Annotated in this window: 1 protein-coding gene and 1 pseudogene; both read left to right on the forward strand. The window is 50.3% G+C overall.

The features are described from left to right. The first annotated feature begins 57 nt into the window (after positions 1 to 57). On the forward strand, positions 58 to 6,291 hold the full coding sequence (locus QP775_RS13520; RefSeq protein WP_285106725.1) for a type I polyketide synthase: 6,234 nt from the start codon (positions 58 to 60) through the stop codon (positions 6,289 to 6,291). Between the two features lie 24 nt (positions 6,292 to 6,315). Then, positions 6,316 to 13,485, forward strand: a pseudogene (locus QP775_RS13525) (SDR family NAD(P)-dependent oxidoreductase); the annotation flags it as partial. Positions 13,486 to 13,647 lie beyond the last annotated feature (162 nt).

Raw genomic sequence — 13,647 nt, forward strand, 5'->3', positions numbered from 1 at the left:
TTTATTGTTCAGTCTGTTTGGCGTGTCTTAATTCTGTTCAGGAGGCGGATGTACAGTATGGACCATACAAGTGGCGAAGTTGATGCGCCAGAGCAAGTTGTGGAGGGAAAGGAGATTGCCATCGTTGGCATGGCTTGTCGATTCCCGGGAGCCGCACATTACGATGCATTCTGGGAACTGCTCGCAGAAGACCGTTCCAGTGTAAATGAGATACCGCATGATCGTTGGGATTGGACATCCTATTGGGGAGATACGCATGGAGAAGGAAATACAAGTTACAGCAAATGGGGGGGATTTATAGACGATGTGGATGCCTTCGATCCTCAATTCTTTGGTCTGTCGGCCCGGGAAGCGGAGACGATGGATCCTCAACAGCGCATCATGTTGGAGCTGGCCTGGAACAGCTTTGAGGATGCGGGAATTACCCCCTCGCGCTTATCAGGCTCCAATGTAGGCGTGTACATCGGCGTATTTAATTACGACTATAAAGAACTTCAAGAACATCCTTCGTTAGTCATTCAGACGTATCATTCCACAGGAACTGCTTCTGCAGTTATCGCCAATCGAATCTCCTACTTTTTTAATTTTAAAGGACCAAGCCTTCCGATCGATACTGCTTGTTCCAGCTCATTGAATGCTATTCATGCAGCTGTGCAGTCGCTGCAAGCGGGCGAGTGTAAAGTAGCGCTTGCCGGCGGCGTCAACCTGCTGCTGACACCGACTCGCCATATCTCGTTCGCCAAGACAGGCATGCTGTCTCCGACAGGCTCCTGCAAGACGTTTGACGACAGCGCAGATGGCTACGTTCGCAGCGAAGGCGCAGGCATGGTGGTGCTCAAGCCATTAGCTCAGGCTCTCGCTGACGGAGATCGAATTTATGGAATTGTTAAAGGCAGTGCCATAAATCATAACGGCAAGACGCATACGTTAACGTATCCAAATCCAGAAGCACAAGCAGAGGTCATTTGTGAGGCTTATCGCCGAGCAGGCGTATCCCCATTGAGTGTTAGTTACATCGAAGCTCATGGAACAGGCACACCTAAAGGGGACCCCCTTGAGTTTCAGGGGCTGTGTACGGCGTTTCAGCAGCTTGCGACAGAGGAAGGAGCTGTACTTAAGAAAGGCTATTGCGGACTAGGTGCAGTGAAGTCCAACATCGGGCATCTGGAAGCGGCAGCTGGTATGGCTGGGGTTATGAAGACACTGCTCGCCTTTAAACATAAGCAGTTGCCCAAGCTCCATCATTTTCAGCGTCTGAATCATCGAATTAAGCTTCGTCATACCCCTTTTTATATGCTGGATACACACAAGCCATGGAAAGCGCTCAGAGATAATGAAGGAAATGCGTTACCGCGGCGAGCAGGCGTCAGCTCGTTCGGGTTTGGTGGCACCAATGCACATATTTTACTAGAAGAAGCCCCCGAACAGCAGCGTAAGAAAGGGCGAAAGAACAGTTATCCATATTACTTGATTTGCTTGTCGGCGAAGACGGCTGAGGCGCTAAAGGCGAAGCAAATAGCATTAGCGGCTTGGCTGAAACAGGATGAAGAGCAGGAAAGTTTGCTGGATATAAGCGCGACATTGCTCGTCGGCAGAGAGCATTTCGGGGTAAGATCAGCCCTTGTTGTTTCAAGTAACGAAGAGCTTAGGCAAAAGTTAGCACGAATCATCGCTGGAGAAGATGCGGAAGGTTGTTATGTGGGACAAGAAGATGTACATACAACGGTGAAAGACAGCACCGCGATACATGTTCGCAAAGGGATCTCAAGCAAAGGGAACAGCAGTGCAGCCTACAGAGATAAGCTGATTAAACTTGCGGAGCGATATGTAGAAGGTGAACATTGGGACACAGCTGCTCTGTTTGAACATACTGCATACAAACGGCTGGCATTGCCGACATACCCATTCGCAAAAGAGAGATACTGGCTGCCACGACCTGTGCAGGCGAACGAAGCGCAGCATTCCACTACGCTTCTTGAGCTTCCAAAACACGATTTTCTCCATCCCTACTTGCATCGCAACACTTCCAACCTGCAGGAGCATCGATACAGCTCGATATGGTCAGGTCAGGAAGGCGGTTTACTGACAGCCATATCAGAATGTCCCAGCTCCGGCTCAAGCTTCTCTGCACTGTCGTGCCTGGAAATGGCCCGTGCTGCACTGTCGCTGTCAGACACGACGGCAGCGCGCAAAGCCGAATCATTTTATATTCGGCTGCATGATGTGATATGGCCTGAATCGATCAGCGCTGATACAGAGCAGCATGAGGTGCATACTGCACTAGTGCCACTCGCAGACGGGGATATTGGATACGAAATATATCGGGATGCTCCGGCGAATGGCCAGGATTCTATTTACTGTCAGGGTCAGGTGCAGTGGCTGTCTCATACAGCGGCGGAGAAAGAAGCATCATTAGTCGTGACGGAGTTGGGTCTAAGCTGGAAGGTGTTAAGTATCCCTGCTAACATGCCTTATATTAAGGCGGCTTATCATCAAGACGGAAAGCATCTTGCTCGCATACAATTACCGTCAATCAACACAACAACAGACTCGATTATGCTCCATCCCGAATTGCTGGAGGCAGCGATTGAGAGCGCGGTAGAAAGTGATATTGCGCTATCCGGACAATTCACTTGGCGTGGGGGCGGGCTACCCATGGCATTACATGAACTAGATATTTACGGGGCGTGCACCTCTGATATGTGGGTCATGGTTCAAAGGCAAGTCAAGGATGAGCAGGATGATTTGCTTGAGATCGACATGCTGTTGTATGACTCAGAAGGGACATGCCAGCTTGCTGTAAAAGGGCTTCAGGTTAATCTATTAAAGGTAGAGCAGACACTGGAGGAAGAGTTGGAGACAGCAGAGACACGAGAATGGAACTGCCTCCAGAAAAGGTGGGTGCCACAGCCTTTAGTTAAAGAGAGGGAGTATGATGGGGCAATTGCGGTACTAACCAGCCCAGCTACAGAACATATTGCCTTAATACTTAGCCGGAAGCTGCCGAAGCATCAAGTAGTGCTGCTCCGCGAGAGTGCATCACCAGTGCAAGCAGGTCAACAGGATCAGGCATCCGATACATTTCGTGCCTGGATAGACGTTACAGGCTGCGGGCCGTGGGCGGAAACCGATCATACATGGGACGGGATTACGCTGCTGCAGCAAGCCGTAGAACAAAGCCGTGAGAAGGGACTCATTCTACTAGGCGTTACGCAGGGGCTTGAGGCGCTGCAAAACGAGTCGATCCATCGTGCAGGTGCCGCTCGTGCAGCATTGTGCCGGATGCTGCAAAGCGAATATCGACATTTAATCTCACGCCACGTTGATGTAGATGTGCTGGCGACAGCAGAGCATATTGCAGACATCATCGCCGCCGAGTTGGAAGCAGGTGGGGAAGCGGCAGAGGTATGCTATCGACAGAATGTACGGTACAAAGCAGAGCTGCAAGCAATTGAAAGCGTTCGAGCAGCTGGCTTAGGTGCTAATGCTCAGCTTGATCCAGCCCGTAATGGCGTCGATGAAATTAGTCGGACTCTTGCTTTTGCAGAAGAGGAAGTGTTGTGGATTACGGGAGGGACACGCGGTCTAGGCTACCTTTGCGCACGGCATTATGTTGAACAACACGGCGTCAAGCGGCTTGTGTTGACCGGAAGGGAAGAGCTACCACCACGTGAACTGTGGGATACGGAATTGCCAGCAACTACAAAAGCAAAGATTGACGCTATTTGTGAGCTTGAAGAACTTGGAGCACAAGTTAAAGTGCTGGCCTTGCCGCTGTCAGAGCGAGAGCTTGTGGAGCAGCATGTACAGGCGATTCGCGCCGAGTGGGGCTCGATTGCTGGTGTTATTCATTGCGCGGGAAGCTGGGATTTGGATAATCCAGCCTTTATTCGCAAGCCTCTGGACGTATTCTTGCAGGTGGCTGAACCAAAGACGACCGGATTCGAAGTGTTATTAGCGAGCTTGAGGGCAGAGCCTTTACGCTTCTTTGTATTGTTCTCCTCGGTATCGGCCATCATCCCTACGCTAGGTGCAGGGAGAAGTGATTATGCCATGGCGAATGCTTATTTGGATTATGCCGCAGAGGCTTATCATGCCACGTGCCCAATCGTCAGCATACAATGGCCAAGCTGGAAAGAGACAGGACTAGGTGAGGTGAGAAATAAAGCCTATGACGATACAGGCCTGTACAGCCTGACGAATCAGGAAGGGCTGCATTGGCTGGACACGATTGTATCAAGCGGTATTGGCCCTGTCGTTATGCCAGTAGTCATGCAGCCGGACAAGTGGAATCCTGCAAGACTGCTGGATCGTTACATGGTCGATGCTTCTGCTCGATCAGACGAAAAGGCCATTAAGATGGCGTTGCCTCATACGGAATCTTCCCTGACACAAGAATCAGATACTGATCTGCTGAAGCAGACAGAAGCATGGCTTACAGCCTTGCTCGCCAAGGAGTTAAAGACAGAGCCAACGAAGCTTGCAAGTCATGTGCCCTTTCAGGAATTTGGCATAGACTCGATTATGCTGGCGCAAATTGTGCGGCAGATGGATCGAAGCTTGCATGGGGTAGCTGTAGACCCGGCTGCGTTTATCGAACAAGGAACGATAGGGAGCATGACGCAATATTTGATCGAACATCATCGCGAGGCCCTAATAGCAAACACAACCACAAATATTCAAGCCCCTTCTAACCTGCACAAAGACATAAAACCTAACATAACCGCACATAAAGACTTAAAGACAGATATGAATATTCGATCCGAAATGGGAACTAGCACCAAAAAAACCGTTAACTCCATACGACAGCTCAGCTTACCATCCGCATCACAGAGGGCCGCCGCCAATCGGGATAAAATTGCCGTTATCGGCATGGCGTGTCACTTCCCGGAGGCGTCTAATTTAGCAGCATACTGGGAAAACCTGCGCATTGGCAAAGACAGCATTGGGGAAGTTCCGTTATCACGTTGGAATTGGCGGGACTATTACGATCCGAGTGGGCACCAAGCAGGCAAGAGTCTTAGCAAATGGGGCGCATTTCTGGAGCAGATCGAATATTTTGATCCAAGCTATTTTCATATCTCGGAGGCATTGGCGGAGCAAATCGATCCTTTGCAGCGACAATGGCTTGAGGTCAGCGCCGAAGCGCTTGCAGATGCCGGTTTTGGCAAACGGGACCTGTGGGGCAAACGAGTGGGCGTATTTACGGGTACCCGAACCAGCAACTTCGGTAGTAAATATTGCGCTACCTCGAAGGATGTACTCGTCGCGACAGGACAAAACTTTATAGCGGCCCACTTATCTCACATCTATAACTTCAAGGGGCCTAATATGGTCGTTGATGCTGCTTGTGCAAGTTCGTTGACTGCTATTCACTTGGCAGTGCGCAGCATCCAGAGCGGTGAAGCAGAGATGGCGCTTGCAGGTGGCGTGGAAATACTGCTCGACGAGTCGATGTATTTGGATTTGAGCGCAGCCAAAATATTGTCGCCAGAAGGACGCTGCCGCACGTTCGATTCTGCGGCAAACGGCGTTGGGTTGGGCGAAGGCTGCGGTGTACTTGTGTTGAAGCCATTACAAGCTGCTATTGCAGATGGTGACAAAATATATGGTGTCATTGACGGTACGGCGATTAACAATGACGGCAATACGATGGGTGTGACCACGCCGAACCCGGAAGCGCAGCGTGAACTGATAGAAGCGGCTATTGAGGATGGCGGCATCCATCCAGACACTATTACTTATGTAGAGGCGCATGGAACAGGCACTCTGATTGGAGATCCGATTGAATTGAAGGCACTTACGCAAGTATTTGGCAAATACACTTCAAATAAGCAATATTGCGGTGTCGGCAGTGTCAAGACGAACTTGGGCCATCTTTTAAGTGCGGCGGGCGCGGCCAGCATTATTAAAGTGCTGCTCTCGATGACGGCGGGGCAATTGCCCCCAACGCTAAATTGCAGTCATCCAAACCCAAGGTTTAATTTTGATGATTCTCCATTCTATCTGGTGAGGGAGGCGCGGTCTTGGCAAACAGAGAAGCACGTGCTGAGAGCTGGCATCAGCTCCTTCGGATTAGGCGGGAACAATGCACACATTATTGTCAGCAATGAAGGGATTCCTGAGTCACTGCGCGCCACTCTGGTTCCAAAGGGCGACAGAGTGACATTTAACCGACGAAGATTCTGGCCACAACCGCTGCTTGTTGAACAGGAATTGCATCGAGGGCAGGAGACGGTGGAAGAGGACGCATTTGCAGGGTTTTTTGAGCCTGTCCAGATTACGAGGTAAGGAGCATTGCTAATGATTAGTCAAATGCAAAAGCAAGAAAGTTACTTGCAGCGAGTTACGCATGCCAACTATATCGTTCGGGACCATCTGGTCCATCAGATTCGTACGCTGCCTGGAGTAACGCTACTGGATATGGTATATCGCTTATCCTTGCCCTATTTGGGCACACAGGCTATTGAGCTGCGCAATATTTTGTTTATTCAGCCTATCGTGACATCACCGCAGTTTGATCAGGAAGTCAACGTTACTTTTACACCAGAACCAACGCATGTTCAAGTACGGGTGACTAGCAGAAAGGTACGTGGCGACCAAGTCGTAGAGCCTGAATGGCAGGCTAACATGGAATGTACCTTGTTCACGAGGCAGGAGCAGAGCCAGACAAATAAGATCAAGGATATCAAGTCCATGATGAACCAGGCTGATCAAAAATGGGACATGGATGACGTCTATGGCGTAGCACGAGAAGCGGACATTAACCACTACACATTTATGAAGACATTAGGAACGGTTTATCGTCGTGGACAAGAAGAGATTATGGAGCTGCAGCTAGGGGAGCTTTCGGAACAATATCGCTCTAAGTTTTATGCTCATCCGGCTTTTCTTGACGGTTCAACCTTTGCAGGCTACTCGTTCCGTCTGAGTGGAGAACGCAGTCATTATTTTGATGAGGGGAAAGCATACATTCCTTTTATGATTGGTCGTTTCTGTATTTATAAGACGCTGCCAAGTACGATTTATACGTATACACACCGGTCAGCTGCAGATGAGGCCAATGTGTCAGGGGCACTGGATGTATTTTCTACTAATTTAGAAATTCGCGATGCGGCAGGGGAACTGCTGGTTGAATTTGAACGATTGACGTTAAAGCGTATTCGAGAATTGCAATCGATACAACGTTTGGTGGAATTGGAGCAGGAACGAGCCCCATCTTCAGGCAGAGAAACACTTTCTGTTTCTGTAGACAAAGAGCTGTCATCTGTACAAACAGACCCAGACGCTGCGCGGAATGTAGAGGAGCAAGAACCTGTACTGCTCGCTGAAGCTTATTTGCGGGAGCAGATTGGAGTTGTCCTTAATACCGCGCCGACAGCTCTGAATACACAGACTGGGTTTTACGATTTGGGACTGGATTCCACAGAGCTGCTTGGCCTTGTCAAATTGCTGGAACGGCGACTAGAAGCGCAGTTGTACCCGACGCTTTTGTTTGAATACGCAACGATTGAACGCTTATCCGAGTATTTGGCGGATCAGTATGCCGAAGCTTTTCGGCAATCGAATGATGGACATGAGGGTCGCACTGAAGGCCGTTATTTAGATAAGGCTGCCAATCCTGACAGTTCAGTTGATGAAGATCCGAAGGCCGCTGCATCCACACTGGCAAATAAGCAAGGTGACCGTGTGCAAGAATCAACTTCATCAACAGCCGCCTCACTGACAGACGCACATATGATGAAGCAGCAGCGCGCTGGGGAAGATAGCGCATCCGGACATGCTGAGGCTGTGGATCATGAGCTTTTATTGTACAAGCGCCAATGGGAGCGTGTCCCTAACAGTCAGTCAGTTGGCTGGAATGAGACGAATAGTCACTTAGGTGACCTAGGAAGTACAGCGTCGGTCAAGCCGGGGGTGCGGCAGAAGCTATGGTTGTTCGGTGCTGCCTCTCAGCTGCGGACAAGCCTGCAGTCGGTGCTATCTGCCGAGGCTGCTGCTGATGTGGAGGCGCTGGATTCAGAGCTCACGACCGTGCCCGCACGTCTCGAGCTCATGTTTAAGCAGGCACTTGAGCATATTCAACATGAGCTCCAGCAGCGTACAACTGAGCAAGTACGCTACCTGGTCGTGGCGGATATGGATGATGAATTAGGGCCCTATGCAGCGGCATTGGAGGCAATGTTAAAGACAGCCAGTCTAGAACAGCCCCGTATCGGCGGTAAAGTGATCCTGGTAGACGGTCTGCTGAAGATGACCATGCCCCAGGTTATAAAGTTGTTGCAGCAGGAATCCAACTCAATTAGTCGCGGGGAAGAGACGGTACTTTATAAAGGTACAACTAGAGAACGTCATATCAGACAATGGGTGCCTATACCGCACTATAACCGGAAACAACCGTACACTTTAGAAAGTCCTGAGCAATCCGAACTTGCGTACAAGCCAAACGGCACTTATGTGATCACTGGGGGATTAGGCGGACTAGGGCTACTGGTTGCGGAACATATTACGGCACATTTCCCCGTAAAACTGGCATTAATCGGCCGTTCAACATTAGGACCTGAACAGGAAGAACGTGTCAGGCGTCTGCGAGAACAAGGCTCAGAAGTGATCGTGCTGCAGGCGGATATGGGTAATGATGCAGAGGTAACCGCCGCTTTCAGCCGCATAAAAGATCAGTTTGGTACGGTTAACGGGATTATTCATAGTGCAGGCGTCATTAGGGATGAGTACATTGTACGTAAAAATACAGACGAGCTAAGCGCAGTATTTCACCCTAAAGTACATGGCTTGTATGCGCTCGATCAGGCAAGTCGCGAAGAACGATTGGATTTCTTTGTGCTGTTCTCCTCCATTTCCGCTGTTATCGGCAATATCGGCCAGGCGGACTATGCCAGTGCTAACGCAATTATGGATGTGTTCGCAGCGCAGCGGGACGCGCAAGTTCGAGCAGGGGCACGACATGGGGCAACTGTGTCTTTCAATTGGCCGTTATGGGCAAATGGGGGCATGCGAATCGACGCGCAGATGGAACGGATGCTGTTTGCATCTTCCGGGCTGCGACCGCTACCTAACGAGGCAGGCTTACAGGCGTTGGATGCGGTGCTTGCGGCAGATACAGTACAGGCTGTTGTGCTGTATGGAGCGGCGGGGGTTATACAGGATACCTTTATGGGTAACCATGCGAGCCAACCTCTATCTTCCTTCTCCGAGGACACAAGCGAGATCGAGGTCAGTTACGGACCGGACGATATTGCTGTTATTGGACTGTCCGGACGGTATCCGCTTGCAGGAAATGTGGAGCAATTCGAACGCAACCTTCTCGCCAAGCGTGATTGCGTAACGGGCTTTCCACAGGATAGATGGGAAGGGCATTCTTTTGGATATGAGGTCGATCATTTTTATAAATTCGGCGGATTTGTGGATGACATCGACAAATTTGACCCACTGTTCTTTAATATGTCACCACGTCAGGCGGAGACAACGGATCCACAGGCTCGTTTATTTTTACAAGCGGCTTGGGAGGCGTGTGAGGATGCCGGTTATTATCAGGACCGAGCCGAGCATCATTACGTATCTGGCGGGGAACATACGGTAGGCGTATTTGCAGGCGTGTTTTGGAGTCATTATGAGCTGTTTGGCGCAGATTTGGCCCACCAAGGGGTTCCAATGTCATTTGGAAACAGCCCTGCGGCAATTGCTAATTTGGTATCCTACAGCCTTAACCTGCACGGGCCATCTATGGCGGTGGACACGATGTGTTCGTCATCGCTAACTGCAATTCACCTAGCGCGTGAAAGTATTCGTAGTGGGGAATGCCACTTTGCGCTTGCAGGGGGTGTCAATCTAGTCACGCATCCGCACAAGTATATGTTCTTGAAGCAGGCGCAATTTCTGTCCTCGGACGGGCGCTGCCGCAGTTTCGGTGAAGGCGGCGATGGCTATGTGCCTGGTGAAGGGATAGGTGCTGTCCTGTTAACGACTGTTGCACGGGCAGAGCGCGAGGGATATCCGATCTACGGTATTATAAAGGGTTCTGCTATTAATCATGTCGGCAAGACATCCGGTGCTACGGTTCCCGACCCTATTGCACAGTCTGAAGTTATCAAGGAGGCGCTTGGAAAGTCTGCCGTTAATCCACGTACGATCAGTTATGTGGAAGCACATGGAACGGGTACTTCGCTTGGCGATCCGATTGAAATTCAAGGATTAAACCGTGCCTATTCTGCGTGGACGAAGGATAAGCAATTTTGTGCAATCGGCTCTTCCAAGTCCAACATTGGGCATTTGGAGGCGGCAGCAGGTATTGCTGGATTAACGAAACTGCTGCTGCAACTGAAGCGTGGCGAGTTGTTCCCGTCCCTTCATGCCGAGGATGCGAATCCGTTTATACCGTTTACAGATACCCCCTTTTATCTGGAACGTGATGGAGGACCATGGCAAAGACCTGAATTGGCGATCGATGGTGAACTAAAAATATATTCAAGACGGGCTGGGCTAAGCTCCTTTGGTGCTTTCGGAAGTAATGCCCATTTGGTTGTTGAAGAGTATGTACCGAATTCTAGCAGAATTCAACCCAATAGGTCGGATGCTGCGAGGGGGGAACAAGGCGCAGTAGTCATCCCGCTGTCTGCGCGTAGTGAAGACAGACTTCTAGCAAGCGCCCAGCAGCTGCTTTACTTTTTAACAAAACAAGCTGCTGGAGTCGACCAGGTGCCAACGGCCGACTTGCGTGAACAGGTAAAAACGGACATCTTGCAGCAGTTAGGTGAACTGCTTCATGTTGCTGCAAGCGAGCTGGATGCTGCGCATTATTTCTTAGACCAGAACGTGGACCATTTGCTGCGTCATCGTTTATCCGAGCGGCTTGCGGAGTTGTGGGAACTGTCAGATTGGGAGGGATGTACGTACAAAGCAAGCTCCGTTAACGAGTTGGTAGACCTGTTGCTCGAACATGATTGGGAGAAGTTTGCCGATATCTACGAGGCTTCGGTTGCATCCACTGGCCCTGCAAAGGCTGGTTCAATCCACGTAGTGGAGAACGGCGAATATCAGCAGCAAATTCACTTGTCCGAGTTGGCTTATACCCTGCAAGTTGGTAGGGAAGCCATGGCAGTGCGTCTTGCTTGTGTTGTGAGCTCTATAGATGAACTAATCCGCAAACTGACAGAGCTGGTAGCAGGGATAATCCCCTCCAGCAGCTATCGAAGCGAGGGTGCGATGATGCAATCCGCTGTTCCAGTCGAGCTGCGCAGTCGGATGAGCCAGAACGAGTTATGCAGTGCAGCAGAGCAATGGGTGAAAGGGGCTCGGCTGAATTGGCGTACACTTTATGTTTCTTCGCCAAGGAGAATTCATTTGCCAACCTATCCATTTGCCGGCGACAAGTACTGGGTGCCTAAAGTGGAGCAGGCAGATGCAGTGCTGTCTCATTCAACGCAAGTGCCAACTGCAGCCGGAACCGTTTTGCATCCACTTTTACATCGGAATACATCTGATTTAACGGAGCAGCGGTTTAGTTCCCGTTTTACGGGCGAAGAAGGTTTTTTGGCCGATCATGTTATAAACGGGCGCAGCGTGTTACCAGCAGCTGCATGCTTGGAAATGGTACGGGCAGCTGTATTTGAGGCCGCTGCGCCTCTAATGGAACAAGAGCGACGACTAACATTTAAGCATGTCGTATGGACAAGACCCATAGTCATCAATGGGAATGAGGGTGAAATCCATATTGGCTTGTTTGCTGAGGACAATGGCGGAATCGCGTTTGAAATATACGGTAAAGAGTCGGAGACGTCATTCACGCAGGGCAGCGTGACGATTGGTACCGAGATCGAACAACCGCGTATTCAGTTGGAGCGTTTACTTGAAACAACCAGACCAAGCCGCTGGAGCACGGAACAGTATTACTCAGCTTTTCAGCAAGCTGGTCTCGAATATGGAGCAGAACATCGTTGTATGGAACAGATATTTCTAGGAACAGATGCAGCTATAGTCAAGCTGCGTTTGCCCGAACGTGAATCTGGGTCTGCAGCGGACGCACCTTTTATGCTGCATCCAGGCTTGCTGGATGCAAGCTTACAGGCAACGCTTGTCCTGATACAGGGGTTAACTGATAGTTTGGATGAGCTACCGCAAGTCACCTTAACCGTACCTTACGCTTTGCATGAATTGAACATGTTTGATACAGCGACTTCTACAATGTGGGCGATCGCACGATTCAGCGCAAACGGACCTTCCTCAGACACGACACATACCTTTGATATTGACGTATGTGATGAAGCGGGCAACGTGTTATGGCGTCTTCTGGGCTTATCAGCCAGAACAATTAAGGCGGAAGCGTCGGGCGTCGGTGTTCTGGTCTATGAACCAACATGGCGGGCGAGTGATCTGCCTGTGCATACGCCTCATGCAGCACCGTGGACCCGCCATGATATTCTCCTTTGCGGGCTGGAAGATATAGACGATCGACTGCTCACAGACCAGATGACAGGGGCTGCCTGCCTGTCGTTGCGGACGGACGAGCGGCACTTAGGGCTGAACTTTCAGTATTATGCCATCCATTTGCTTGAACATATTCAGCGTGTGTTAACAGCTGGCGGCACAGATAAAGTGCTGCTGCAAGTAGTCATCCCAACCACTGATGATGGCAAGCTCCTTGCAGGTCTGAGCGCTATGCTGAGAACGGCCCATTTGGAGCATCCGCGTTTGTTGTGGCAGTTAGTCGAATTTGACCACAAGCCCGAGTCGGTGGCATCTAATCTAGCCTCATCCGCAAATACGCTTGCTGAACTGGCACATCTGTTAAGCGTCAATGCCATCCAAAGCCAACATGGCGACCTTCATATTCGTTATCGTCATAACAAGCGCTACGTGCAGGAATGGAAGGAGCACAATACTCAAGATCAAGTTGGCAAAGTGCCATGGCAAAACGAAGGGGTTTACTTGGTTACGGGAGGCACAGGAGGACTTGGGCAGATTGTAGCTAAAGACATCCTTAATCGTGCAGAGCGGCCGATAGTGGTGCTGACTGGTCGTTCTCCACTTGATGAACGAGTGCAAGACAAGCTGAGTGCATTAAGGAATGAAGCGCCGCTTGCTGTGATTGAATATATGCAGACAGACGTGGCGGATCGCAGTCAGGTTGATACGCTTATGAATGTTATTCATGCCCGTTACGGGAAGTTGAATGGTATTATCCACAGCGCTGGTGTAACACGTGATAGCTACATCCTGAAGAAGACCCCGTCAGAATTGACAGAGGTCTTTGCTGCTAAGACAAGGGGAATCGTTCACCTTGATCAGGCAAGCCGACATTTCCCACTCGATCTGTTTATTATTTTCGGTTCGCTTGCGGGAGCGTTGGGCAACGCAGGGCAAGCTGATTATGCGGCAGCTAATGCTTTTGCAAGCGCGTATGCAAAATTGCGGACAGAGGCGGTGCAGACTGGGCTTTGCTCAGGCAGCACCTTAACATTGGATTGGCCGCTCTGGCAAGAGGGGGGGATGACGGTAGACGTAGAGAACGAGAAACGACTGCGTCATCACCTCGGCATTATTCCGATGCGAACAGCCTCTGGAATAAAGGCATTATATGATGGGCTATCTCTGCAAGCGCCGCATCTAATCGTGTTGGAAGGCGACTTGGCG

It is taken from the genome of Paenibacillus sp. UMB4589-SE434 (assembly GCF_030226685.1).
Lineage (GTDB): Bacteria > Bacillota > Bacilli > Paenibacillales > Paenibacillaceae > Paenibacillus_B.